Below are 23,608 nucleotides of genomic sequence, written 5' to 3' on the forward strand. Positions count from 1 at the left end.
GATATCTTATCTTGAATGGCGAGCCCATCTTTGCTTAATTAGGTTATGATCCCGGTACCAGCTGGCAGTTTTTTGGAAGATTGCACTCCGATCGGAGCGCCAAGCGGCCGAAAACGATGGCGAAGCCAAAACGGTAAAAGGCTTTACGAGTGGGATTCTCTTCACGGGGAAATCGAGGTATATAACTCCCGTGGCGAGCACATCGCGGTATTTGATGTCGATGGAAACTGGAAAGATGAAGCAGTTGAAGGGCGTCGAATAGATGTCTGATCCCAGAAAATCCTTCATGGAACTCGCGATAGATGGATATCGTGAGCCGGATGAAATTGATGACTTCGTGTCGGATTGGCACAAAGGGGGGTCGGGCCTTAAGCTGCATGACTTTCTCGGCCTGACCCACGAAGAATATACTCTTTGGGTGGCCGAACCCGATCTGATTGCGCTCATAGTTGGCGCGCGAGTAAGTGGCCGCCCGCTGCTTGCCGCTGTGAATGACAATCTTGTTCAGGATAGGATTGCCGCGCGCAGTTCCCACACTAAGAAACTAAAGGTTCTCCAGAACTGGATTGCAGCGCAACGAACTCGGCCATTTTAAGGTGGTTACCCTCGAAACCAGGGAAGAGCGACTCGCTCGGCGTTTCGCCGAACGCCGTTCATTGCGCGTACCAGTGGATGTCGTCGCAGTAGCTCACTCTCTCGCGACCTTCTCTGAAAAGTCATTCCCAGTAGATATTGATGGAATTTGCCTCGATCTGAAAGTCGCTGGAAAAAGACCAACTATATGGGTGTCAAAAAACCTTCGGCTCGAACGCAAGAGGTTTACAATCGCGCACGAAGTAGGACACGTGGTAATTCCTTGGCACTTCGGGACGATCTTAGATGAGATTGACGCGAAGCCAAAAAAAACTACTTCTGAATACTTCGAGTGGGAAGGTGAGGCAAATCGCTTTGCCGCGGAGCTTCTCATGCCGAGCGTGTGGGCAGATGATATTTGTCGACGCTCGACGCACCTCAGGGACGCTATGCATGTAATAGCGCAGCGAGCAGAAGTCTCGTTACGAGCGGCGGCGCTTAGAGTTTTGAGACTCGGGCCTCCAGGATACTTGGTTGCGGCAGCGCGAAATGATGTGATTGAGTGGACTGGTCGCACCAAGGGCACTCGATCCCATGGCCCAAACGAGGGCGAGCTTGTCTCAACCATCGACATGCCAGCTTGCGAGGAGCCGCAGATACTTCGCTATAATCAAACGAGCTACCTTTGGTGGAAGGAAAGGGGGTCAATTAAACCTCCTCGCCGGGCGCCGAGCGAAGGGTGGAGAACTATACTTTCTGAAATGCTTCAGCTCGTTCCAGAAGAGAAATCGGAGCAGATAAGGAGGCAAATTAATGCCATCGTAGGATACGCCATAGGGAAAGAACCAAAGGGCTCCCCTGTTGATGTCATATACGCTAGGGCAGTTGCCAGCCTGCAGAATAGATCTTCCGCAGATATGCATCTGAGCATGCTCCTATCTCATCCAAAATTTGATGACTATGTCCTGAGTAGAGTCTACGAAAGAAGCCAAGCGGCCTGAATCGCCTAATGTGAGTTCATTCCAAATTCGAGCCTCTACTTCTCGCCGCTACCAAACCTCCACCTCCTCCTCGACCCGCGCGCCGCCCCGGCTGTGCGTCGCGATATAGCGGATGCGCGAGGGGACGATGCTGTCGCCCTTGTAATCGGCCTCGACGTCGAGCCGGTCGACCAGGTCGCGCTCCATCAGGCGCTTGAGCTTTTCGATCAGCGCCGCGCGGGCGCGGGCCGCTGCGGGGGTGATATAGGCGATGTTCTCGGGGTCCTCCTGGCCGCCCAGTTCGGTGGGGAAGAACCAGCTCTTCACCAGCCAGCGCTCGCCGGTCAGCCGTTCGGCGAGGGGCCGGGTCTTCACTGCGGTGAAGTCGGGGGCGGGCACGAACACGGGCATGGGGGCGGGCACATAGATCGTCTGGGCGAGCGCGGCGGGCGCGGTGGCGAGGCCGCCGAGCAGCAAGGGCGCGCCTAACCGGTTTCGCCATTGCCGTGCCATCGCCGCCTCCCCCGCTGCCAGTGCCGGGAGGCTATCGCGTTTCGCCTCCGCTTTGGCGGCAAGCTTGTCCGTTTCGGAGAGGGTTCGCCGCCCCTTCGTGCCCCTCCACCATTCGCTGCGCGAACGGTCCCCCTCCCCGAGACGAGCTCGGGGAGGAATTAACCGGCCTCAGGCCCTTGTGAAGTCCATCGTCCAGTTGGTTTCCCAGGTCGCGCCGCCATCGGCCGAGAGCGCCTGTTCCCAGCGCGGGCGCTCCGTGTCGGTACGCAGCCAGAGGAAGCGCATGCGGACGGGGCGCCCTTCGTGCATGTCGTCGGCGTAGAAGCTGCCGGTGCCGTTCTCGAAGCGGCCGATCACCGGGGTGTCGAGCGCATGGGGATTGCGATCGTCGAGCCACCAGATCGCCCAGGTACCGCTCGCCGGATCATAAGAGCGCACCGCGATCGCGCGATAGTCGCCGCCGGGAAGGTGGAGGAGATTGTCCTCGATATTGCCGTTGCCGCCGAGCACCGGGCGCTGCTCGCTGGTGCCGGGGAAGGTTTCCCAATCGGTGCAGTTGGCGAGGCGGGCCTTGAGGCGGCGGTGGTGGACGGTCCAGCAGCCCTGCTGGAAGTCGAAATCGGGGCAATGCGTGGTGGCGGTCACGGACGGGCTCCTGCTGCAATGCGCCGGGCTTAGCAGCTTCGCGGCGGATTGGAACATAGCGCGAACAATATCGAGCTAGTCGGCGGAGTCCCATTCGCGATCGATCTCGAACAGCTTGCCGTCGAGCCGCGCGTCGGGATCGAGCCGATCGAATTCGAGGTGGAACATCTCCTGCTCGTCGTCGCCTGCTGCGCCATAGACGATCATCCCGCGCAACTTGCCTTGGGCGACGACGCAGGTGCGATGCCAGATAAGGCCGGACATGCCGCCGCAGCGCACGGCGAGGCCGAGCATGCGCTCATCCTTCGCCAGCTTTCCGGTGGGCAGGCCGGTGCGTGCCATCAGATTGGCGATGGGGCTGAAGGCGCCGGAATAGACGCCGTTGCTCTTGTCGGCCGGGCGCGTCTCGCCATCCTCGAGCGTGTTGTCCACGTTCACCGCGAAGCTGTGGATCAGGCCGTCGGCGACAAAGGCACGCGCGATGTCATAGTGCCAGCTTGCAGCCGTGGCGCAGGGCTGATCGGGCGCGATCGACAGGGTGCGGCGGAACAGCACCGCCTGTGCGCCGGTGGCGTAGAACCAGAATTCGGTCGGATGCGGCACGCGCTCGACCAGCCCGCGCTGCTCCGCATCGCTGCCCTTGCAGACGGCTTCGCTGCCATTGCCCATCAGGTCGCCGCCCGAAAAGCCGTGCGCGGCGATCCCGCGCAGCGCCGCGGGCGGGCGATAGTCCGCCGCATCCTCCTTGGAATGCGCGTTCGACCAATAGGGCGGGAGCGGCGCGGGCCGCTGCTGGGCGGCGGCGGGCGGGACGAGCAACGCAAAGGCGAGCGCGAGGCGGATCAGCATCGCGCCAGGCTACAGACCAGACGGCGCGCCCGCCAGCGCGCCGCCTGCCGTTTCGGTGTCAATCGTGCTCGCGGTCGCCCTGGCCCATGTACAGCTCGCGGCCGGTCTCGTTGTAGAGCTGCGACATCGCGGCCATGCCGGCTTCGGCATCCTCGGCGGCGAGGAAGCCCTCGACCGGGGCGTTCTGCTTGGCGGCAAAGTCGCGGACTTCCTGCGTGATCTTCATCGAGCAGAATTTGGGACCGCACATCGAGCAGAAATGCGCGGTCTTGGCGCCTTCGGCCGGGAGCGTCTGGTCGTGATACTTCTCCGCCGTGTCGGGATCGAGCGACAGGTTGAACTGGTCGCGCCAGCGGAACTCGAAGCGGGCGCGCGAGAGCGCATCGTCGCGGACCTTGGCCGCCGGGTGGCCCTTGGCGAGATCGGCGGCGTGGGCGGCGAGCTTGTAGGTGACGACGCCGACCTTGACGTCGTCACGGTCCGGCAGCCCCAGATGCTCCTTGGGCGTGACGTAACAGAGCATCGCGGTGCCGTACCAGCCGATCATCGCGGCGCCGATGCCGCTGGTGATATGGTCATAGCCCGGCGCGATATCGGTGGTGAGCGGCCCGAGCGTGTAGAAGGGTGCCTCGCCGCACGCTTCGAGCTGCTTGTCCATATTCTCCTTGATCTTGTGCATCGGCACATGGCCGGGGCCTTCGATCATCACCTGGACGTCCTGCTCCCAGGCGCGCTTGGTCAGCTCGCCCAAAGTGTAGAGCTCGGCGAACTGGGCTTCGTCATTCGCGTCGGCGATGCTGCCGGGGCGCAGGCCGTCGCCGAGCGAATAGGCGATGTCATACGCCTTCATGATCTCGGTGATCTCGTCGAACTTCTCGTAGAGGAAGCTCTCCTTGTGGTGGCTGAGGCACCATTTCGCCATGATCGAGCCGCCGCGGCTGACGATGCCGGTGACGCGCTTGGCGGTGAGCGGGACATAGGGCAGGCGGACGCCGGCGTGGATGGTGAAATAGTCGACGCCCTGCTCGGCCTGCTCGATCAGCGTGTCGCGGAAGATCTCCCAGGTCAGGTCCTCGGCGATGCCGCCGACCTTCTCGAGCGCCTGGTAGATCGGCACGGTGCCGACCGGGACGGGCGCGTTGCGCATGATCCATTCGCGCGTGTCGTGGATGTTGCGGCCGGTGGAGAGGTCCATGATCGTGTCGGCGCCCCAGCGGATCGCCCAGACCATCTTGTCGACTTCCTGCGCGACGTTCGAGGCGACGGCGGAGTTACCGATATTGGCGTTGATCTTGACCAGGAAGTTGCGGCCGATCGCCATCGGCTCGGATTCGGGGTGGTTGATGTTGTTGGGGATGATCGCGCGGCCGCGGGCGATCTCGTCACGGACGAACTCCGGGGTGACGTAATCGGGGATCGACGCGCCGAAATCCTGGCCGTCGCGGACATATTCCGCCAGGCGGGCGCGGCCGAGATTCTCGCGCTCGGCGACATATTCCATCTCGGGCGTGATGATGCCGCGCTTGGCGTAGTACATCTGCGAGACATTTGCGCCGGGCTTGGCGCGCAGAACCTTCTTGCGGACGTTCGGGAAGGGCTGGACACCGCCCGAGCGATCGGGGCCGAGCTGGCCGTTATCCTCGGGGCGGACTTCGCGCTGGGTGACTTCCTCGACATCGCCGCGAGCGCGGATCCACTGGGCGCGCAGCTCGGGCAGGCCGGCCATGATGTCGATCCGGGCTTCGGGGTCGGTGTACGGGCCCGAAGTGTCGTAGACGCGGACCGGGGCCTCGCCCGAGCCGGGCTCGAGATGGATTTCGCGCATCGCGACCTTGAGCGGGCCGACATGGATCTTCTTCGAGCCGCGGATCGCGCCGGTGGTTACGGCGAGCTCGGTCTTGGCGGGGATGTCGGCCATTCGTCACTTCTCCAAAGGGGAGAGGACGGACTTCGGGTAAAGGCCGCTCCCTCCCTACGCCGGTGTCAGCCGGATCAGGTTCAGCGGGTCGGAAGCTGCTGCTTCCCTCTCAAGCGCGCGTCAGCGCTCCCCCGGGGATGGCCAAGTCTTAGGCGCTTGGGTTCGGCAGGTCCAGCGCTCAGAAGCTGTAGGCGAGCCCGACGCTGCCGAGCCACTGGCTGCGCGAGCCGGCAGTGCGGACGATGGGGCTGTCGCCGAAATCGCCGATCAGCTTGCGATAGGTGCCGCCGGCGAAGAGCTGCAGGCCATGGGTGAGATCGCCGGTGAGCGACATCGCGCCGCCCAGGCCCGCGGTCCAGTCCTTCCAGCCGCCGCGCGGGTTCCACACCGCGAGGCCGCTGGCGGCGGCCCCGGCGGGCGTGACGCCGAAATAGGTGGTGGCATAGCCCTTCTCGACACGGGTGGCGGAGAGGAACATGCCGACCATCGCCTTGCGGCTGAGCGGAGTCATGTAGGTGATCGAGGGATTGAACACGCCGGCCTTGGAGGCATTGGCGACATCCTTGCGATAGGAGGCGCGGAAGGCGATCCGGTCATAATCGCTGGTGAACACGCCGGTCTTGGCGACGCCGAGAAAGCCGCCGACCTCGATGCCGGTATCGATCTTGCCGAGCGCCTTGATCCGCGGATCCTCGATGCTCTTGAGGCTGGTGCGGTTGAGATTGACGTTGACCGTGGGGCCGGCCTGGAAGTCGAGGCCGGTGCCGGAATCATAGTCGGGGATCAGATCGACGCTGAGCCGCGTGCCGGCGAGCTCGAAGCCGAAGCCCGAGAGCCGGCCGGTGGCGAGCGGCGCCGGGACGATGCGATAATCGTCCGAGCCCTCATAATCAGGCAGGATGGCGGCGCCGACGCCGACCATGGCGAAATCGCCGGTTTCCGAATTGGTGGGCCCGCGCTCCTGCTGGGCAAGGGCGGGCGAGGCAAGGGCGATCGAGCCCAGAATCGCGAGGGGGATCAGGCGCATAGCTTCATTTCCAGATGTTGCAGCCGCGAAACGCGGCGGGCGCGAAAGCGGTTCCTGCCGATCGGTAGCGAAGCGAAACCTGTTGCTTTTGGGCAACCGCCCCTAGCGGCGCTCGAAGCTGCCGAGACCGGCATCGGTGCCGCACAACCGGTCCCAATGGCGGAAATAGAGCCCGTAATTGCTGTTGTAGCGCTCATGGTGGCGCTGGTGGTGGCTGGCAGTGATCAACCAGCCGCCAAGCGGCCCCTGCCAGATGAAGCGCGGCCAGATCTCCCAGCCCATGTGATTGGTGACGCCCATCACCGTCATGATCGTCAGCACCAGCGCCAGGGCGCCGACATGGATCGGTATGAGGAAGACAAGCGCGGGAATGACCACCGCACCGGTGACTGCCTCGAGCGGATGAAAGCTCATCGCCGCCCAGGCGGTCGGCGGGCGGCTGGCATGGTGGACCGCGTGCATCCGGCGGAACAGCGCGGGCACATGCATCCAGCGATGCGTCCAGTAGAACCACGTGTCGTGCGCGAGCAGATAGAGCAGCACCGAGACAGGGAGATACCAGAGCGGCATGGCGTGGACGTCGGTATAGATCCGCGTCCAGTGATGGTTCTGCCAGCCCCAGGCGACCACGCCCGCGGGTATGCCGTAGATCGCGGCCGAGGCGAGGCTCCAGCCGACCTCGCGGCGGATCTGCTTGTCGAGCCCGGTATAGAGGCCGGGATGCTTCACCCGCGTCGCCAGCGCGAAGCCTCCGCTCGCCAGCAGATAGCGGATGCCGACGATCAGCGTCATCGCGAGCGCGGAGAGGAGGATGGCGAGCAGTATCAAAGGGCGCCGGCCAGTCCGGCAGGATCATATTCGAGACCGTCGCCGACCGCGTCGATCGTCGGAAGCCCGGCGCCGGGGAGCCGGCTCCAGCGGACCTTCTCCTTGTCGCTGTCAGTCGTGCCGTGCGCGATCCGCACCTTGCGGGTGAGATAGTTGATGCTGAGCGACGCGATCGCGCCACTGTTGCGCTGCACATTCAAGACGTCGAAGCCGATCACCCGCAGCGCGTTCTCCCTCCAGCGCAAGGTGAAGACAGTGCGGCCCATCCCCCAGCCGCCCGCGCTCATGAACCGGCCGAGCGTGATGACAACATTGCCGCGCGCGATCGAAAGGCCGCCGCCCATCTCGCCATCGGACGAGAACCAGTCGTCCGCGCAGGCATTGTCGCGGCGCGGCACCAGACTGTGGTTCTGGACGACCAGGCGATAGCCGCCACTCGGCCTGGCGAGCGCGATACCGAGGATGCGCGGATTGGTGTCGATCGTCTCGCCGCAGAAGCCGCCCTCGTTCTTCAGGACATTGGCCGGATCCGCCATGTGCAGCGCAAAGGTGAGATCGGGCCGGCCATCGCCGTCGAGATCGCCGGTGGCACTGCTCTCCAGCAACCAGCCCCTTGGCACGAAGCCCCCAGCGCTCGCGGCCTCGGCGACGAGCACCGGATAGCGAACCGTGGGAAGATCGTCCTGCGGGGCGGAGAAGGCGAGTGCGAGCAATGGAGCGATGAGGATCATGCTATCCGTCTAGACCGCTTTCGCGACCGCGTCATGGCTGCCCGTTTTTTGGGCACGCGTTCGCAACTGCACAAAAATTTACCGCTGGGTAATATATGATTGCGCGAGAATCCCCGGAATCGTGGGATTCTTGCCTCTGGCACGCCCCTTGCGATGCCGTCCCCCGGGATAACCGCCAACGAGGGGGCGACATGAAGCTCATCATCGCCATCATAAAACCATTCAAGCTGGACGAAGTCCGCGAGGCGCTCACCGGCGTCGGGGTAGCGGGCATGACCGTGTCGGAAGTGAAGGGCTTTGGCCGCCAGAAGGGCCAGACCGAGATCTACCGCGGCGCGGAATACAGCACCAACATGGTGCCCAAGATCAAGATCGAGGTCGTCGTGGGGGCCGATCTGGCCGACCGCGCGGTCGAAGCAATCCAGGCAGCCGCCAGCACCGGCGCGATCGGCGATGGCAAGATTTTCGTCCTCGATGTCGGCCAGGCCGTGCGCATCCGCACGGGCGAAACCGACGAGACGGCGCTGTAAGATGGGGGTCCAGATGAAACTAGCGATGAAGATTGCCGCGGGAGCGGGGCTGGGCGCCCTGTTCGCCGCGATGCCGGCGCTTGCGCAGGCACCCGCCGCCGCCCCGGTCGTGCCGACCGACGCGATGGTCAACAAGGGCGATGTCAGCTGGATGCTGGTCTCGTCGGCACTGGTGCTGATGATGTCGGTGCCGGGCCTCGCGCTCTTCTATGGCGGCCTCGTCCGCACCAAGAACATGCTCTCGGTGCTGATGCAGGTGCTGACCATCGTCTGCGTGGCGGGCCTGCTCTGGGTGACGATCGGCTATTCAATGGCCTTCACCAATGGTGGTGCGCTCAACCTGTTCGTCGGCGGCTTCTCCAAGGCGCTGATGCACGGCGTCGACGCCAATACCTTCGCCGCGACCTTCTCGAACGGCGTCTATCTGCCCGAGACGACCTTCGTCGTCTTCCAGATGACCTTCGCGATGATCACCCCGGCGCTGATCGTCGGCGCCTTCGCCGAGCGGGTGAAGTTCACCCCGCTGATCATCTTCGTCGTGCTCTGGTCGATCTTCGCTTATTATCCGATGGCGCACATGGTGTGGTACTGGCCGGGCCCAGACTTCACCGCCGGCCTGCCTGACGACCATGGCTTCCTGTGGGGCAAGGGCGCACTCGACTTCGCGGGCGGCACCGTCGTCCACATCAACGCAGGCATTGCCGGCCTGGTCGGCTGCCTCGTGATCGGCAAGCGCACCGGCTACAAGTCGGAGCCGATGGCGCCGCACTCGCTGACCATGACCATGATCGGCGCGTCGCTGCTCTGGGTGGGCTGGTTCGGCTTCAACGCCGGCTCCAACCTCGAAGCCAACAAGTTCGCCTCGCTCGCCTTCATCAACACCATGGTCGCCACTGCGGCGGCGGGTGCTGCCTGGGCGATCATCGAGCAGGTGGTGCACGGCAAGCCTTCGCTGCTCGGCGCAGCCTCGGGCGTCGTCGCCGGTCTCGTCGCGATCACGCCGGCTGCAGGCTTCGCTGCCCCGATGACTTCGGTCGTGCTCGGCATCGTCGCGTCGATCGGCTGCTTCTTCTTCGTCACCACGGTGAAGAACAAGCTCGGCTATGACGACACGCTCGACGTGTTCGGCGTCCACTGCGTCGGCGGCATCATCGGCGCGATCGGCACGGCCATCGTCGCCGACCCGACGCTGGGCGGCCAGGGCTTCATGAACTTCGCGGTCATCCCGGCAGTGGCCGGTGAGTATAATCTCACCACGCAACTCTGGGTGCAGACCCAGGGCGTACTGACCACGCTGGCCCTTTCGGGCGGCGTGTCGCTGATCCTGTTCCTGCTGCTCAAGTACACGATCGGCATCCGCCCGAGCGTCGAAGTCGAGATGGAAGGTCTCGACATCAACGCGCACGGCGAGCGTGCCTACAACTACTGACGAAATCGGGCGCCGCGCAGCTCTCCTACACGAGCGCGGCGCCCAACCGAGGTTCCTCCTGCGGACGACTGGGCCGGTGCGAAAGCGCCGGCCCTTTTTTCATTCGAAGCTCCCTCTCCCATTGGGAGAGGGAGGGAGCCGACGCAGTCGGCGGAAGGGTGAGGATCGAGTGGGAAGGCTGCCCTCACCCTTCCCACTCGGCGTCGCCGAGCGGGCCCCTTCCCTCTCCCAATGGGAGAGGGAGTTCAGGCCAGGTCTTCGCGGATAAACTGCGCGCAGCGTTCGCCGATCACGACCGTCGGGCCGTTGGTGTTGCCGCCGATCAGCCGGGGCATGATCGAGGCGTCCGCGATGTAGAGCCCCTCGACGCCGCGGACCTTCAGCCGCGGATCGACCACGGCGCCGCCGTCCGAACCCATGCGGGCGGTACCGACGGGGTGGTAGATCGTGTCGGCGCGCGCGCGGATCAGCCGTTCGAGCGCGGCATCGTCGGCAAGGTCGATCGGATAGCGGTCGCGGCCCTTATACTGGGCGAGCTGCGGTGCCTCGAGCACGCGGTACATCGTCCGGACGCCCTGTTTGAGGACCTCCATGTCGCGCGGATCGCCGAGGAAATCGGGATCGATCAGCGGCGCGACACGCGGGTCGAGCGACTGGAGGCGGACGGTGCCGCGGCTTTCGGGGCGCAGCACACAGGCATGGCAGGAGAAGCCATGGCCCTGCACCGGGGTGCGGCCATGATCTTCGACGATGGCGATGAGGAAATGGAGCTGGATGTCGGGCCGCTCGAGCGCCGGATCGGTGCGCAGAAAGGCGCCGCCCTCGGCATAGGGCGTGGTCATCCGGCCCTTGCGGGTGAGCATCCAGCGCGCCATCGAGCCGAGCGACTTGAGCGATCCCGCCGCCGAGCGGCCGAGGAAGAAGCTGCCCGGCGTCTCGAACGCGGCGACATAATCGACATGGTCCTGGAGATTGCCGCCGACCGCCGGGCGATCGATCCGGACCGACAGGCCGCTCTCGCGCAGATGCTCGCCCGGGCCGATGCCCGAGAGCATCAGCAGCTGCGGCGTCTGGAAGGCGCCGGCGGCGAGGACCACGGCACGGCGCGCGCGAATCTCGCGCGCCACTCCGTCGCGCTGATAGGCGACGCCCCAGACGCGGCCATCCTCGAACAGCACGCGCTCGACGGTGGCGTCGGTGATGATCTCGAGCGTGTCGCGGCGCGTGAGATAGGCGCGCGCTGCGGTCCAGCGCTCGCCATGCTTCTGCGTCACCTGATAGAGGCCGGCGCCCGACTGGTGGGCGCCGTTGAAATCGTCGTTGCGCGGGATCTGGAGTTCGCCCGCTGCCTCGATGAACGCCTCGCTGCCCGGGTGCGCCCAAAGCTGGTCGCTGACCCAGAGCGGACCCTTGTCGCCATGGAATGCGTCGGCGCCGCGCACATTGTGCTCGGAGCGGCGGAACCAGGGGAGCATCTCGTCCCAGCCCCAGCCGGGACAGCCGAGATCGCGCCACTCGTCATAGTCGCGCTGGTGGCCGCGGACATAGAGCATCGCGTTGATCGCGCTCGATCCGCCCAGCCCCTTGCCGCGCGGCTGGTAGCCGCGGCGGCCGTTCAGGCCACGCTGGGGGACGGTCTCGAAGGCCCAGTTGGTCGCCGGCGGCTGGAACGGGAGCATGCCGGGCATCCGCGTCTTGATGCCGGTGTTGCGGCCGCCTGCTTCGAGCAATGCTACGCTGTACTTGCCGCCTTCGCTCAGGCGGCCCGCGACGGCGCTTCCGCCGGATCCTCCGCCGATGACGACGATGTCGGCTGCTTCCACGCGACCCCCGCTTGTTCCCGCGCCTCCCAGCGCGCCTTTATCACTTCCGATGTATCGCGGCTGCCGTCGTGGCTCCAGCCCGGCGGCGCGATCATGTACCCGATTCGGGACTTCATGTTCGGCGCCGCCCACACGTCCTTGGCGATGCCGACCCATTCGTGAAAGGCCGCCCAGAGCAGGTTGAAGCTACCGAGATCCTTGACGATGCCGTAGCGCGGCCGGTCGTCGGCGCGCTCTTCCACGAAGGTGCCGAGCATCCTGTCCCAGACGATGAACACGCCGGCATAGTTGCGGTCGAGATAGCGCGCATTGGTCGCGTGGTGGACGCGGTGGTGCGAGGGCGTGTTCATCACCGCTTCGAACCAGCGCGGCATCCGGCCGATCACTTCGGTGTGGATCCAGAACTGGTAGATCAGGTTCAGTGCCGCGACGAAGAAGATCATCGCCGGGTGGAAGCCGATCAGGAACAGCGGCAGGCGGAACAGGAAGCCCAGGCTGACAAAGCCCGTCCAGGTCTGCCGCAGCGCGGTGGTCAGGTTATAATGCTGGCTCGAATGGTGGATGACATGGCTCGCCCAGAACCAGCGGACGCGGTGCGCCGAGCGGTGGAAAGCGTAGTAAGCGAGATCGTCGAGGACGAAGGCGAGGACGAACCAGTACCAGGCGAACGGGATGGTGAAGATCCGGAACTGGTAGATCCCCATCGCGATCGCATAGACGAAGCCGGCGGTGAGCAGCCCGGCGACGGTGCTGCCAAGGCCGAGCGCGAGGCTGGTCAGCGTGTCCTTCGGGCAGAAACGCTTGCGATCACGCAGGCGCGCGACTGCCATTTCGGCGAGCACGAGCAGCACGAAGCCGGGAATGGCATAGTTGACCGGATCGGGCAGATGCACGGGCATGATGCCCTGCTTACTTCAATGTCAGTAGCCTGTCACGCCTTGGCCGTGTCACGCATGGGCGGTAGCAGTCGGGCATGATCGCTCCCTTGCTTCTCGCCGTCGCGGCAGCCGCCGAACCCTGTACGCCCTTCAAGGGAGGCCCGGCCGAGGGCATGTGCCCGGGCACGATACTGTCGCAGGACGGGATGCTCCAGATCATCGCGCTGCTCCCGGCACGCGAGGCGGGCGGCCCGATCCCGACGGAGACCGCCACGACCATCGCCGCTGCGCTCGCCGACTATGACCGCGGAGCGCCACTACCCGCTGCGCTGCGCACCGGGGATGCAACCGTCAGCTTTTGCGCGGAAATGTCGCCGGCATGCCAGGAGCGCGCGCCGCTCACCGACTGGCGCGTACCGGCAGGCCTGCGCCACAACGCGCCCTATCTGCTCGCCGACGGACGCATCCGCATCGAATGGATGCGCGGCGACCGGCTCGCCCTGCTATCCTTCGTCACGATCGCCGCGAACAAGCTCGCCGATATCCGGACCGCACCGGCGGAAATGCCGATGATGCGCCGCTGAACAGCCTAGAAACCGGAGACCCCCTTCAGCAGCACCGCGCCGAAGCGCCGGTCGCCGCTATCGATGCGGAGGCCCTCGGGCGTCGCTTCGGTGGCGAGCGGCAGGCGGAGATGGCGCGCCGCGACCCGGGCGCCGTGCATCTTGAGCAGCGCGACATCGCCGGCGTTGCCATGGACGAGCGCAGCCTTGCCGTCGCTGCCGAGCAGCGCCTCACCGGCATCGAAGCCGGAGATCATCGCCTCGGCGGTCTCGCGCGCTTCCTGCGTCCCGGCGATCGCGCTGCCCCGCCCCAGCCCGAGCGCCCAGGCGACCGCCGTCATAAACAGGATCGAGGCGAGCGAGCCGGCGAAGATATAGAGCTGCGTCACGCCTTGCCCGAGAGCTGGTCCAGGAGCGGGCGGATGCCGGAGATGTCATAGCCGGCCTGGGCGGCCTTGGCAGTGATCTCCGCCGGGTCGCCGCCATTGCTCGCCTCGGCCAGCGCCCAGAGATTGCACGAGCGCGTGCCCGAGCGGCAATAAGCGAGCACCGGGCCCTTGGCCTCGGCCAGCGCGGCGGCCATCGCCTCGACTTGGGCGGAAGAGAAACCGGCATGGGTGACGGGGATTGCGGCATAGCCGAGCCCGGCCGCCTCGGCCGCGGCGCGGATCGTGTCGCCGCCGGGCTGGCCCATCTCTTCTTCGTCGGGCCGGTTGTTGATCACATAGGAGAAGCCCTGCTCGGCGAGGAGCGCCATGTCCTCGGCCGCGATCTGGGGAGCGACGGAGATGCTGTCATCGACGCGGCGCAGGTTCATTGGCTTTCTACCTTCTGTGTTTCGAGGATCGGCTGGCCGGCCGCCCAGGCCGCGACCCGGCGCTCGGCGGCGGTGATGCCCTTGAGCACTTCTTCGGTCGCGGGCGCCTGGCAGCCCATGTCGTAGGTCAGGCTGGCGCCGTCCCAGCGGGCGGTACCGTAATATTGATCGGTGATCCGGGGCCCGCATTCGAGCTCGCGCCCGGCATGCGCCTCGCCCAGCGCCAGCAGTTTGCGGATCTCGGCAAAGCCCGCCGGGCCGGCGGAGAAACCGCGCGTAACCCATTGCTTCGGCTGCCAGCCATCGGGCTCGGCCACGGTGTAGCGGCCATTGCCCGCCGCATCGATCGTCCAGCGCGAGACCAGATGGCCCCAGCTGTTGCGGTCCATCGAGATGGTCGCGCGCGTGGAGGGCGCCTCGACCTGCGGCGCCGGCGCGCAGGCGGTCAGCAGCAAAGCAGAGGCGAGCAACAGTCTCACGCGGCCTCGCGGATCACTTGCAGGAAGGCGTCACCATAGGCTTCGAGCTTGCGCGCGCCAACGCCGGAGATGTTGGCCATGGCGGCAAGGCTGCTGGGGCGCATCTCGGCCATGTCGCGCAGCACCGCGTCGGCGAAGACGATATAGGGCGGCACCTGTGCCTCCTGCGCGATCTCGCGGCGCCGGGCGCGAAGCGCCTCGAACAGCGGATTGCCGATCGGATTGGGGACGCTCGACTTGCTGCCGCGCCGCTTGCGTTCGCGCTTGGGCGGCAGGACCAGTTCGACCTTGGCCCCGCCCTTGAGGATCGCCTTGGCCTCGGGCCCGAACTCCAGCCCGCCATGTTCGTTGGCGCGCAGCGCATCGCGCAGCAGCAGCGCGCGGGCGACCGGCTTGACCAGTGCGACCTCGTCGCCCTCGACGATGCCGAACACCGACAGCGCCTCATGCCCGTTGATCATGCTCCGCTCGGTCGACTGGCCGAGCAAGATGCTCTCGATATAGCCGACGCCGAACATCATGCCGGTGCGGAACACCGCGGAGAGGAATTTCTGCGCAGTCACCGTCGCATCGATCGCGGCGGGCGCGGTCAGGCAATTGTCGCAATTGCCGCAGCTTTCGGGCGCGTCATTCTCGCCGAAATGCCGGAGCAGGATGCGGCGGCGGCAACCCGCGGTCTCGACCAGCGCGCCGAGCGCGGTCAGCCGCGTGCGCTCGCCGGGCTGGCGCTGCGGCTCGACTTCTCCGATCCGCTGGCGGGCGCGGGCGAAATCATCGGCGCCCCAGAAGAGATGCGCCACCGCGGGATCGCCGTCGCGCCCTGCACGGCCGGTTTCCTGATAATAGGCCTCGATCGATTTCGGCAGGCCGGCATGCGCGACGAAGCGGACATCGGGTTTGTCGATCCCCATGCCGAAGGCGACGGTCGCGACGATCACCATCTCTTCCGACGCGACGAACGCCGCCTGGTTACGGCGGCGAACATCGGGGTCGAGCCCGGCATGATAGGGCAGCACCGGCCGGCCGGTCTCGGCGGCGAGCTTCTCGGCAAGCTTCTCGACGCCCGCGCGCGTCTGGGCATAGACGATGCCGGGGCCGGGGGTCTCGGCGATCAGGTCGATCACCTGGCGGGTCGTGTTCTCGCGCGGGGTGATCGCATAGCGGATATTGGGCCGGTCGAAGCCGGCGACGATCAGCCCCTCCTGCGGCAGCCCGAGCTGCTCGAGGATATCGGCACGGGTATGCGCGTCGGCGGTGGCGGTGAGCGCGAGGCGCGGCACCTCGGGGAAGCGATCGAGCAGCGGGCGGAGCAGGCGATAATCGGGGCGGAAATCATGCCCCCATTCGGAGACGCAATGCGCCTCGTCGATCGCGAACAGGCTGAGCTTCGCCTGGCCGAGCAGGTTGCGGAAATGCTCGCTCGAGGCGCGCTCGGGCGCGACATAGAGCAGGTCGAGCTCACCGGCGCGGAAGCGCTCGATCGTCTCGGCGCGGTTCTCGTCAACGCTGGTCAGCGTCGCGGCGCGGATACCGACCGCTTCGGCGGCGCGAAGCTGATCGTGCATCAGCGCGATCAGCGGCGAGATCACCACGCAGGTGCCGTCGAGCATCACCGAAGGGAGCTGATAGGTGAGCGACTTGCCGGCGCCGGTGGGCATCACGGCCAGCGTGCGCTCGCCGGCGAGGACGCGCGCCACCACCTGGTCCTGCACGCCGCGGAAAGCGTCGAAGCCGAAAACGCGGCGCAGGGTATCGGTGGGGGGAGTCATTGGAGGCGGTTAGCGGGCGAAGGGCAGTGAAGTCGAGGCTATTCGCAGGGAGCGCCGTCCGCGGGCTTCCAGGGAACCAGCCGGAACGCGCTCACTTCGATCGCAGTGATCGCAAAGGGCCAGAATTCGACTCCCACCTTGCCGGGAATGACCAGGCAGACATCGGTCGGCTGGGCCTTGCCGGCGCGGGTGATGCTGGCGCGATAGCGAAGCGCCTGGCCATAGCCGTTATGGATGATCAGCAGCGAATGGTCGGTGCCGGGCACGGGCAGGAAGCGGAAGCGGAGCTGGCCGGCTTCGGGGACCGGTGCATCGGGCAGGCCCGTGCCGTTTTGCATCGGCACACCCTCGGTCACCGGCGCCTTGGGCGGGGCGATGCCCGAAAGCTGCCGGCCGACCGCCACTTCGAACGGCGTGGGCGTGGCGGGACCGCGCGCGGCGTCGGCGGTGCCGCCATCGTCGATCGCGAGCATGGCTTCCTCGCCCTTTTCCAGCGTGATGCCCTGCGCCAGTGCCGGGCTCGCGATCGCCATCGTCGCTACCGCCAAACCCCATGCCGTCTTGCGCATCGCTCGCTCTCCCGCTGTCGCCCCGCAACTATCCGATACGCGGTGCGAGGCGGCAAGCACGGTTTGCACCGGTGCGGCGGCTCGCCTAGCCTGTGCGCATGACTTCCTTCCGCATCGGCCGACGCGGCCTGATCGCCGGCAGCGCCGCCGCGCTGCTCCCTTTGCCCGCCACGGCGAAGGAGGACTGGCGCGCGCTCGGCGACGAAGTGCGCGAGGCGATGCGCTGGGCGTGGAAAAACTATCGCGAAAAGGCGTGGGGCAAGGACCAGATCATGCCGGTCTCGGGCGGCGCCGAGAGCTTCTCGATCAAGGGACGGCATATCGGGCTCAGCCTGATCGAGGCGCTCGACACGCTGTGGCTGATGGAGCTCGATGCCGAGTTCAAGGACGGGGTCGACTGGATCCGTGCCAATCTCGATTTCGACGTGGACGGCGAAGTCTCGGTGTTCGAGACGATCATCCGGTTGGTTGGCGGGCTGCTCTCCGGGCACCTCGCCGGCGGCGACCCGGTATTGCTCGCCAAGGCAAAGGACCTGACCGACCGGCTGATGCCGGCCTTCACCGCCTCGCCGATCGGGCTGCCGCACCGCTTCGTCAATCTGAAGACCGGTGCGGTGCGCGGACCGGTGACCAATCCGGCCGAAGTGGGCAGCTGCATCACCGAGTTCGGGATGCTCAGCAACCTCACCGGCGATGACCGCTATTTCAAGGCGGCGAAACAGGCGCTGGTCGCGCTCTATGACCGGCGCTCGAAGATCGGGCTGATCCCCGACGCAGTCGATTGCATGACCGGCGAGTGGAAGAGCCGGCGCGCGACAACCGGCCCGCCCTCCGACAGCTATTACGAATATCTGTGGGACGGCTGGCAGCTGCTCGGCGACCGCGATTGCCTGCGCATGTACCGCACCTGCACCGCTGCGATCCTCAAGCACCAGCGCGCCACGCTGAACGGCGACCTGTGGTTCGTCGATGTCGATTTCGAGACCGGCAAGCGGATCAACTGGGAGCAGGACGAGCTGTCGTCCTTCTATGGCGGACTGCTGGCACAGGGCGGCGACCGGGCAGTGGGCGAGGCCTATACCCATGCGTGGGACAAGGTGCAGGCGCGCTACGGCATATTGCCCGAGGGCTATGACCCCTATCAGGGCGCGCCGACCTACAAGACCAACGCGCTGCGCCCCGAACTGGCCGATGCCGCATTCAACCACTGGCTGCTCGACGGCAAGGAAGAATGGCGCGCGCTGGTCGCCCGGCATTTCCGCGCGATGCAGCAGTGGAACAAGGCGCCCTATGGCTATGCGGTGATGGCCGACGTCACCACCAAGGCGCAGGCCGACCATTGCCCCGGTTACTGGTGGTCCGAGCAGATGAAATATTACTGGCTGATCTTCGCGGACTGCCGGCGCTTCGATTACAAGCGCAACTACCTGACGACCGAGGGGAATGTGCTGCAGGGGTTCAGGCGCTAACAGCTTTTCGGCGAACCGAGCTTCCCCCCGCCCCCGCCATCGGCCAAAGCGGAGCGGATGACGGTGCGCGTAGACATGGGGGTGGACGGCAAGGGGGATTCCGTCACCATGGACCTCGAGGAGCTGCTGGCGACGCGTTTGCTCGTCCAGGGCAATTCGGGGTCGGGCAAGTCGCATCTGCTGCGCCGCCTGCTCGAGCGCAGCGCCGGCCATGTCCAGCAGGTGATCATCGATCCCGAGGGCGACTTCGTCACGCTCAGCGACAAATATGGCCATATCGCCATCGAGGCGGCCGACTATAGCGAGCGCGAGATCGCCCGCTTCGCCACCCGGATCCGCGAGCATCGCGCCTCGGTGGTGCTCAGCCTGGAGGGGCTCGAGGCCGAGGGGCAGATGAAATGCGCCGCGGCGTTCCTCAATGCGATGTTCGATGCGCCGCGCGACCATTGGTATCCGGCGCTGGTCGTGGTCGACGAGGCGCAGCTGTTCGCGCCCTCGGGCGGCGGCGAAGTGGCCGAGGATGTGCGGCGGGCCTCGCTCAGCGCGATGACCAATTTGATGTGTCGCGGGCGCAAGCGCGGGCTTGCCGGGGTGATCGCCACGCAGCGGCTGGCCAAGCTCGCCAAGAATGTCGCGGCCGAGGCCTCGAACTTCCTGATGGGGCGCACCTTTCTCGACATCGACATGGCGCGCGCCGCCGACCTGCTCGGCATGGAGCGCCGCCAGGCCGAGGCGATCCGCGATCTGGCGCGGGGCCATTTCCTGGCGCTCGGCCCGGCGGTGTCGCGCCGGCCGATCTCGGTGCAGATCGGCGCGGTCGAGACCAGCGCGCGCAGCGGCAGCCCCAAGCTGACGCCTCTGCCCGAGGCGCCCTCGGCCGAGCTGAAGGATTTGCTGCTCGCTCCGGCCGAGCCCGAATGGACGCCGCCGACGCCGCCCACACCCGCCGCGCCGCCGCAGCTCGCATCGGACCGGCTGCTCGAGGCGCTCGCCCGCTCGGCACCGGCACGCGAAGAAGTACCCGAGGTTGATCCCGAGGAAGCCGCGGCAAAGATCGCCGATGTGCTGCGCGACATCGTGGCGGATACCGAGACCAGCTTCCGCTCGCCTTCGGTGCTCTATCAGGATTTTCTGGTGCGCTGCCGGATGGTCGGCCTTGCGCGGCCCCCGCTCGACCTCTCCGCCTTTGTCCGTCGGCTGTCGGCAGCGCGCGCGGGCATTCACGGCGATCCCGACGCGGAATGGGCGCAGGCGCTCGAGGCGGCGCGCGCGCTGCCCGACGACATGCTGGGGCCGTTCCTGCTCGTCGCCCGCGCCGCACGCGAGGCCGCCCCCTGCCCGAGCGACGGCGAGATCGCCGCGACCTATGGCACCTCGTCGTTGGGGCGCGTGCGCCGGCTGCTCCAATATATCGAGAGCAAGGAGCTGTTCGTGACGCGCACCGACCTGTCGGGGAAGCGCTCGATCACGATCCCGCGACTGGGCTGGACGACCCAGCCGGCGGAGATCGGCTGAGGCCGGGTTTCGGCCATTCTCCCGCCGCCATCGCGCAGGAGGCTGAGGCCAAGGGAGGGCCCAGATGAAATCCTTTGTGCTTGCCGCCATGTTCCTGCTCGTCGCCGACAACAGCGAGCGCGTGATCGCCGATACGCCCGTGCCGGCAACGATCCAGGGCAGTCCGGCGCGGCTGCGCATCGATCCCGGCGCGCCATCGATGCCGGTGTTCAATCCCGATTTCGCGGCGAAGGCCGGGCTGCGCGCCGGGCCGTTCGCGACACGTGGCGCGATCGGGCCGGTCAAGGTCAACGGCCGCTCGGCGGTGGTGCGGCTCGACCTGGGGCAAGGCGCGTTCAAGCGGCGCGTGACCTGGTTCGAGGCGCCCTATGCCAGCGATGCCGACGGCACGATCGGGCCGGGCGGGCTCCCCGATGACCGTGTCCGCTTCGTCCTGCGTGAAGCGGCGCCGGGCGAGCGCAGCGTCGTGCTGCCGCTCGCCGATTTCGGCTATCTGGGCATGGGCAGCGAAATCATGGTCGCCGCGCAGAAGGTGCGGATCCTGTTCGCCCTCGCCCGCACCCGGACGATCGCGACGGCGGCGGCAGGCGCTGCGATCGCCGCAGCGCAGGACGGCAAGTTCGATGGGGCGAGCGAGACGATGAAGATTCGGCTCGACGTGATGCGGCCGGTGCGCCGGATGACGCTGGCGCGGCCGCTCGGCGTCGGGCCGCTCGCGCTCGATCGGATCTTCGTGCGTACCGGCGACTTCGGCAGCGCTGCGGCGATCCCCGACGCTAATGCGCCCGAGGTCGATCCCGACGAGATCGTCGTCACCGGCGCCAAGGCCAAGGGCAAGCAGCGCTACTTCGTGGAGATCGGCCGCGATGCGCTGGCCGGCTGCTCGTCGATCCTGTTCGACAAGCCGGCGAAGACCGTGACGCTGAGCTGCCGCTAGAGCGTCCGCAACCACGCCTCGGTGGCGTCGATATGCGTCACCGGGAGCATATGGCCGCCGTCGAGATAGTCGACCTTGCCGTTCTGTACGTCCGACGCGGTCTTGCCGCCGTGCAGCTCGGGGTCGAGCAGCGCGTCCTGGCGGCCATAGAGGATCGAGACCGGCAGCGCGATCTCGCCATAGCGCGGGGCCTGCGCCTGCATCACCTCGGGCGCCATGCCAAGCTCGTAGCAACCCATCTCGAAGCTCCTGGGCCGGATCGCGAGCGCGCCGCCGGCCTTGATCGGAAAATCCTCGGGCACCGGATCGGGCGCGAACACCGCAACCGTGGAAGCCTTGCCCCGGCGCATCGCCAGCGGCACCGCGATCGTCCAGGCGATCAGCGGGCGTAGCGGCGCGGGGACGACCAGGCTCTTCAGGGGCTCGGGCGGGGTGTCGACCGGCTGGGTATAGGGCGCGATCAGGCCGAGGCCGCGCACCGCTTGCGGGTGGCGCAGCGCCAGCGCCAGGCTGACCGCGCCGCCCATCGAATGGCCGACGAGCAGCGGCTTCTCCAGCTCCAGCGCGCGGATCGCAGCGGCGATGGCATCGGCCTGGCCGGGGATGTCGAGCCGCGGGCCGGTGAGCGTCGAATAGCCCCAGCCGGGGCGGTCCATGACGATGACGCGGCGATCGGTGGCGAGCTTGCCGGCCAGCGCGTAGCTGAAGACGCGCAGCTGGCTCATGATGCCGTGGATCATCACGATCGCAGGCGCATCGGCCGGGCCCATCTCGACATAATGGATGCGCACGCCCGGTACTTCGACCTGCCTGCCGTCCATCGGGATCCAGCGCTCGACGCCGCGCGAGACATAGGCCGACCAGAGGATCAGCGCGCCGATCACCACTGCCAGCGCAACCACGAACCAGATCACATGCCCCTCCTTATTCGGCGGGGACTTCCTCGCCGCCTTCGGCCTCACGCTCCTGCGCCTGCCGCGCCCACATCTCGGCATAGAGACCGTTCTTGCGCAAGAGCTGCGCGTGCGTGCCCTGCTCGGCGACGCGGCCGGCTTCAAGCACGATGATCCGGTCGGCATGGACAACGGTGGAGAGGCGGTGCGCGATGACGATCGTCGTGCGGCCATGCTCGATGGCTTCTAGGGTGGCCTGGATGTCCGCCTCGGTCCGGCTGTCGAGCGCGCTGGTCGCTTCGTCGAGGATCAGGATCGGCGGGTTCTTGACCAACGTCCGCGCGATCGCGACGCGCTGCTTCTCGCCGCCGGACAGCTTGAGGCCGCGCTCGCCGACACGCGTCTCGAATCCCTCCGGAAGCGACTGGATGAAGCCAGCAATCGCGGCGCCGCGCGCGGCACTCGCGATCTCCTCGGCGCCCGCGCCCTCGCGGCCATAGGCGATGTTGTAGCCGATCGTGTCGTTGAACAGCACCGTGTCCTGCGGGACGATGCCGATCGAACCGCGCAGCGACGATTGGGTGAGGTCGCGGATATCCTGCCCGTCGATCGTGATGCGCCCGCCGGTGACATCGTAGAAGCGGTACATCAGCCGCGCGAGCGTCGACTTGCCGGCGCCGGAGGGGCCGACCACCGCGACGGTGGCACCCGCCGGGATGTCCAAATCGATGCCCTTCAGAATCTCGCGGTCGGGATCATAGCCGAAATGCACGCCCTCGAAGCGGACATGACCGCGATCGACGGCGAGCGGCGTGGCGTCGGGCGCGTCCTTCACTTCGGCGGCACTGTCGAGTAGGTCGAACATCGCACCCATGTCGATCACGCCCTGGCGGATCGTGCGATAGACCCAGCCGAGCATGTCGAGCGGGCGGAAGAGCTGGCTGAGCAAAGTCGATACCAGCATCACGTCGCCCGGCGTGAAGCGCGCCTGCGACCAGCCATAAACGATCAGCGCCATGCCCGCGCCGAGCATCGTGTTGGTAATCACCGACTGGCCGATATTGAGCCAGGCGAGGCTGTTCTCGCTGGTGGTCGCCGCCTTGGCATAGGCCGTGACGGCGTTCTCGTAGCGGGTGGCCTCGCGCTCCTCGGCGTTGAAATACTTCACCGTCTCGAAGTTGAGCAGCGAATCCACCGCGTGCGCGACCGCACCGGTGTCGAGGTCGTTCATCTTCTCGCGCAGCTTCGAACGCCAGTCGGTCACCATGCGGGTGAAGCCGATATAGACCACGACCATCGCCACAGTGCCGGCGATCAGCCACCAGTTGAACTTCACGGCGAAGATGCCGATCACCAGCGCGAGCTCGAGGATCGTCGGGGCGATGTTGAACAAGAGGAAATAGAGCATCGTATCGATGCTCTTGGTGCCGCGCTCGACCGTCTTGGTGACCGCGCCGGTGCGCCGCTCGAGATGGAAGCGCAGGCTCAGCTGGTGGAGATGGCGGAATACATCGGCGGCGAGGCGGCGCGTCGCGTCCTGCCCCACTCGCTCGAACACGGCGTTGCGCAGATTGTCGAACAGGACGGTGCCGAGCCGGGCGGCGGCATAGCCGGCGACGAGCGCGATGACGAACCACACCGCATCGCGCGAGCCACCCGCCATCCCGTCGATCGCGCCCTGGAGCGCGAAGGGCGCGCCGAAGACCTGGACGAGCTTCGAACACAGCACGAGCAGCATCGCGACGACGATACGCGCGCGCAGGCCGGGCGCGTGGCGCGGCCAGAGATAGGGGAGGAAACGCCGCAGCGTTGCGAGCATCGGGCGCTCGCCGGCGGGTGCATCGGGTTTGGAAGCCATTGCCGCTAAATTTGG

The 23,608-nt window shown here is 66.5% G+C and carries 25 protein-coding genes and 1 riboswitch; of the genes, 9 read left to right on the top strand and 16 right to left on the bottom strand.

Annotated elements, in window-relative coordinates:
• Positions 1-45 precede the first annotated feature (45 nt).
• The 3 genes from HZY97_RS21130 to HZY97_RS12285 all read left to right on the top strand — a co-directional run bounded on the left by HZY97_RS21130 (position 46) and on the right by HZY97_RS12285 (position 1,574).
• Complete coding sequence (locus HZY97_RS21130; protein WP_180143932.1) at positions 46-270, top strand: colicin E3/pyocin S6 family cytotoxin; 225 nt, start codon at positions 46-48, stop codon at positions 268-270.
• On the top strand, positions 263-595 hold the full coding sequence (locus tag HZY97_RS12280; RefSeq protein WP_180143933.1) for a hypothetical protein: 333 nt from the start codon (positions 263-265) through the stop codon (positions 593-595). The genes HZY97_RS21130 and HZY97_RS12280 overlap by 8 nt, the downstream gene beginning before the upstream one ends.
• Before the next feature lie 73 nt (positions 596-668).
• Positions 669-1,574, top strand: coding sequence for an ImmA/IrrE family metallo-endopeptidase (locus HZY97_RS12285; RefSeq protein ID WP_180143934.1), 906 nt, complete (start codon positions 669-671; stop codon positions 1,572-1,574).
• Between the two features lie 48 nt (positions 1,575-1,622).
• On the opposite strand, the gene HZY97_RS12290 is transcribed toward HZY97_RS12285, so the two are convergent.
• The 7 genes from HZY97_RS12290 to HZY97_RS12320 all read right to left on the bottom strand — a co-directional run bounded on the left by HZY97_RS12290 (position 1,623) and on the right by HZY97_RS12320 (position 8,064).
• On the bottom strand, positions 1,623-2,066 hold the full coding sequence (locus HZY97_RS12290; RefSeq protein WP_180143935.1) for a hypothetical protein: 444 nt from the start codon (positions 2,064-2,066) through the stop codon (positions 1,623-1,625).
• A 168-nt stretch (positions 2,067-2,234) separates the two neighbouring features.
• Complete coding sequence (locus tag HZY97_RS12295; protein ID WP_180143936.1) at positions 2,235-2,711, bottom strand: DUF1579 domain-containing protein; 477 nt, start codon at positions 2,709-2,711, stop codon at positions 2,235-2,237.
• A gap of 75 nt (positions 2,712-2,786) precedes the next feature.
• Entirely contained in the window at positions 2,787-3,560 is a 774-nt protein-coding gene (locus tag HZY97_RS12300) for a hypothetical protein (RefSeq protein WP_180143937.1), read from the bottom strand.
• Between the two features lie 58 nt (positions 3,561-3,618).
• On the bottom strand, positions 3,619-5,478 hold the full coding sequence (thiC, locus tag HZY97_RS12305; protein WP_180143939.1) for a phosphomethylpyrimidine synthase ThiC: 1,860 nt from the start codon (positions 5,476-5,478) through the stop codon (positions 3,619-3,621).
• A gap of 34 nt (positions 5,479-5,512) precedes the next feature.
• Positions 5,513-5,622: riboswitch (TPP riboswitch) on the bottom strand.
• A gap of 34 nt (positions 5,623-5,656) precedes the next feature.
• Positions 5,657-6,505: a MipA/OmpV family protein gene (locus tag HZY97_RS12310; protein WP_180143941.1), complete on the bottom strand. Its 849-nt coding sequence runs from the start codon at positions 6,503-6,505 to the stop codon at positions 5,657-5,659.
• A 102-nt stretch (positions 6,506-6,607) separates the two neighbouring features.
• Positions 6,608-7,330: a sterol desaturase family protein gene (locus tag HZY97_RS12315; protein WP_180144583.1), complete on the bottom strand. Its 723-nt coding sequence runs from the start codon at positions 7,328-7,330 to the stop codon at positions 6,608-6,610.
• On the bottom strand, positions 7,330-8,064 hold the full coding sequence (locus HZY97_RS12320) for a hypothetical protein (protein WP_180143943.1): 735 nt from the start codon (positions 8,062-8,064) through the stop codon (positions 7,330-7,332). The genes HZY97_RS12315 and HZY97_RS12320 overlap by 1 nt, the downstream gene beginning before the upstream one ends.
• Positions 8,065-8,255: 191 nt before the next feature.
• Between HZY97_RS12320 and HZY97_RS12325 the strand changes: the two genes are divergently transcribed.
• Positions 8,256-8,594 carry a P-II family nitrogen regulator gene (locus tag HZY97_RS12325; protein WP_086127851.1) on the top strand — a complete coding sequence of 113 codons (339 nt, stop codon included), beginning with the start codon at positions 8,256-8,258 and terminating at the stop codon, positions 8,592-8,594.
• 13 nt (positions 8,595-8,607) lie between these two features.
• The gene (locus tag HZY97_RS12330) at positions 8,608-10,023 is read left to right on the top strand and encodes an ammonium transporter (RefSeq protein ID WP_180143945.1); all 1,416 of its coding nucleotides are present in this window, start codon (positions 8,608-8,610) and stop codon (positions 10,021-10,023) included.
• Positions 10,024-10,268: 245 nt separating this feature from the next.
• Here HZY97_RS12330 and HZY97_RS12335 read toward each other — a convergent pair whose 3' ends face one another.
• Together HZY97_RS12335 and HZY97_RS20980 are read right to left on the bottom strand one after the other, a co-directional pair.
• Entirely contained in the window at positions 10,269-11,846 is a 1,578-nt protein-coding gene (locus HZY97_RS12335; protein WP_180143947.1) for an FAD-dependent oxidoreductase, read from the bottom strand.
• Positions 11,780-12,745 carry a sterol desaturase family protein gene (locus HZY97_RS20980; protein WP_180143949.1) on the bottom strand — a complete coding sequence of 322 codons (966 nt, stop codon included), beginning with the start codon at positions 12,743-12,745 and terminating at the stop codon, positions 11,780-11,782. The genes HZY97_RS12335 and HZY97_RS20980 overlap by 67 nt, the downstream gene beginning before the upstream one ends.
• Positions 12,746-12,819: 74 nt before the next feature.
• On the opposite strand from HZY97_RS20980, the gene HZY97_RS12345 reads away from it, so the two are divergent.
• Complete coding sequence (locus tag HZY97_RS12345; protein ID WP_180143951.1) at positions 12,820-13,308, top strand: hypothetical protein; 489 nt, start codon at positions 12,820-12,822, stop codon at positions 13,306-13,308.
• A 5-nt stretch (positions 13,309-13,313) separates the two neighbouring features.
• Here HZY97_RS12345 and HZY97_RS12350 read toward each other — a convergent pair whose 3' ends face one another.
• The 5 genes from HZY97_RS12350 to HZY97_RS12370 are packed head-to-tail and all read right to left on the bottom strand — an operon-like array spanning position 13,314 to position 16,921.
• Complete coding sequence (locus tag HZY97_RS12350; protein WP_373684352.1) at positions 13,314-13,676, bottom strand: hypothetical protein; 363 nt, start codon at positions 13,674-13,676, stop codon at positions 13,314-13,316.
• The gene (locus tag HZY97_RS12355; RefSeq protein ID WP_180143953.1) at positions 13,673-14,104 is read right to left on the bottom strand and encodes a TIGR01244 family sulfur transferase; all 432 of its coding nucleotides are present in this window, start codon (positions 14,102-14,104) and stop codon (positions 13,673-13,675) included. The genes HZY97_RS12350 and HZY97_RS12355 overlap by 4 nt, the downstream gene beginning before the upstream one ends.
• The gene (locus HZY97_RS12360; RefSeq protein WP_180143955.1) at positions 14,101-14,583 is read right to left on the bottom strand and encodes a hypothetical protein; all 483 of its coding nucleotides are present in this window, start codon (positions 14,581-14,583) and stop codon (positions 14,101-14,103) included. The genes HZY97_RS12355 and HZY97_RS12360 overlap by 4 nt, the downstream gene beginning before the upstream one ends.
• Positions 14,580-16,352, bottom strand: coding sequence for a DNA helicase RecQ (recQ, locus tag HZY97_RS12365; RefSeq protein WP_180143957.1), 1,773 nt, complete (start codon positions 16,350-16,352; stop codon positions 14,580-14,582). Before recQ ends, HZY97_RS12360 begins: the two co-directional genes overlap by 4 nt.
• Before the next feature lie 38 nt (positions 16,353-16,390).
• Entirely contained in the window at positions 16,391-16,921 is a 531-nt protein-coding gene (locus tag HZY97_RS12370) for a hypothetical protein (protein ID WP_180143968.1), read from the bottom strand.
• A 98-nt stretch (positions 16,922-17,019) separates the two neighbouring features.
• Between HZY97_RS12370 and HZY97_RS12375 the strand changes: the two genes are divergently transcribed.
• The 3 genes from HZY97_RS12375 to HZY97_RS12385 all read left to right on the top strand — a co-directional run bounded on the left by HZY97_RS12375 (position 17,020) and on the right by HZY97_RS12385 (position 20,842).
• Positions 17,020-18,390: a glycoside hydrolase family 47 protein gene (locus tag HZY97_RS12375; RefSeq protein WP_180143970.1), complete on the top strand. Its 1,371-nt coding sequence runs from the start codon at positions 17,020-17,022 to the stop codon at positions 18,388-18,390.
• A gap of 57 nt (positions 18,391-18,447) precedes the next feature.
• Complete coding sequence (locus tag HZY97_RS12380; protein WP_180143972.1) at positions 18,448-19,905, top strand: ATP-binding protein; 1,458 nt, start codon at positions 18,448-18,450, stop codon at positions 19,903-19,905.
• 64 nt (positions 19,906-19,969) lie between these two features.
• Positions 19,970-20,842: a hypothetical protein gene (locus HZY97_RS12385; protein WP_180143974.1), complete on the top strand. Its 873-nt coding sequence runs from the start codon at positions 19,970-19,972 to the stop codon at positions 20,840-20,842.
• Here the strand turns inward: HZY97_RS12385 and HZY97_RS12390 are convergent.
• Both HZY97_RS12390 and HZY97_RS12395 read right to left on the bottom strand, forming a co-directional pair.
• Positions 20,839-21,756, bottom strand: coding sequence for an alpha/beta fold hydrolase (locus tag HZY97_RS12390; protein WP_373684353.1), 918 nt, complete (start codon positions 21,754-21,756; stop codon positions 20,839-20,841). The two genes, HZY97_RS12385 and HZY97_RS12390, sit on opposite strands and share 4 nt — an antisense overlap.
• 10 nt (positions 21,757-21,766) lie before the next feature.
• Positions 21,767-23,593, bottom strand: coding sequence for an ABC transporter ATP-binding protein/permease (locus tag HZY97_RS12395; RefSeq protein ID WP_257215027.1), 1,827 nt, complete (start codon positions 23,591-23,593; stop codon positions 21,767-21,769).
• Positions 23,594-23,608: the final 15 nt, after the last annotated feature.

This window comes from Sphingomonas sp. R-74633, from assembly GCF_013416555.1.
Classification (GTDB): Bacteria; Pseudomonadota; Alphaproteobacteria; order Sphingomonadales; family Sphingomonadaceae; genus Sphingomonas.

Coding starts and splice junctions, on each gene's coding strand:
- HZY97_RS20980 (WP_180143949.1), bottom strand. CDS start 12,745: ATGCCCGTGCATCTGCCCGATCCGGTCAACTATGCCATTCCCGGCTTC.
- HZY97_RS12325 (WP_086127851.1), top strand. CDS start 8,256: ATGAAGCTCATCATCGCCATCATAAAACCATTCAAGCTGGACGAAGTC.
- HZY97_RS12355 (WP_180143953.1), bottom strand. CDS start 14,104: ATGAACCTGCGCCGCGTCGATGACAGCATCTCCGTCGCTCCCCAGATC.
- HZY97_RS12375 (WP_180143970.1), top strand. CDS start 17,020: ATGACTTCCTTCCGCATCGGCCGACGCGGCCTGATCGCCGGCAGCGCC.
- HZY97_RS12290 (WP_180143935.1), bottom strand. CDS start 2,066: ATGGCACGGCAATGGCGAAACCGGTTAGGCGCGCCCTTGCTGCTCGGC.
- thiC (WP_180143939.1), bottom strand. CDS start 5,478: ATGGCCGACATCCCCGCCAAGACCGAGCTCGCCGTAACCACCGGCGCG.
- HZY97_RS12395 (WP_257215027.1), bottom strand. CDS start 23,593: ATGGCTTCCAAACCCGATGCACCCGCCGGCGAGCGCCCGATGCTCGCA.
- HZY97_RS12370 (WP_180143968.1), bottom strand. CDS start 16,921: ATGCGCAAGACGGCATGGGGTTTGGCGGTAGCGACGATGGCGATCGCG.
- HZY97_RS12345 (WP_180143951.1), top strand. CDS start 12,820: ATGATCGCTCCCTTGCTTCTCGCCGTCGCGGCAGCCGCCGAACCCTGT.
- HZY97_RS12300 (WP_180143937.1), bottom strand. CDS start 3,560: ATGCTGATCCGCCTCGCGCTCGCCTTTGCGTTGCTCGTCCCGCCCGCC.
- HZY97_RS12330 (WP_180143945.1), top strand. CDS start 8,608: ATGAAACTAGCGATGAAGATTGCCGCGGGAGCGGGGCTGGGCGCCCTG.
- HZY97_RS12320 (WP_180143943.1), bottom strand. CDS start 8,064: ATGATCCTCATCGCTCCATTGCTCGCACTCGCCTTCTCCGCCCCGCAG.
- HZY97_RS12310 (WP_180143941.1), bottom strand. CDS start 6,505: ATGCGCCTGATCCCCCTCGCGATTCTGGGCTCGATCGCCCTTGCCTCG.
- HZY97_RS21130 (WP_180143932.1), top strand. CDS start 46: ATGATCCCGGTACCAGCTGGCAGTTTTTTGGAAGATTGCACTCCGATC.
- recQ (WP_180143957.1), bottom strand. CDS start 16,352: ATGACTCCCCCCACCGATACCCTGCGCCGCGTTTTCGGCTTCGACGCT.
- HZY97_RS12380 (WP_180143972.1), top strand. CDS start 18,448: ATGACGGTGCGCGTAGACATGGGGGTGGACGGCAAGGGGGATTCCGTC.
- HZY97_RS12385 (WP_180143974.1), top strand. CDS start 19,970: ATGAAATCCTTTGTGCTTGCCGCCATGTTCCTGCTCGTCGCCGACAAC.
- HZY97_RS12280 (WP_180143933.1), top strand. CDS start 263: ATGTCTGATCCCAGAAAATCCTTCATGGAACTCGCGATAGATGGATAT.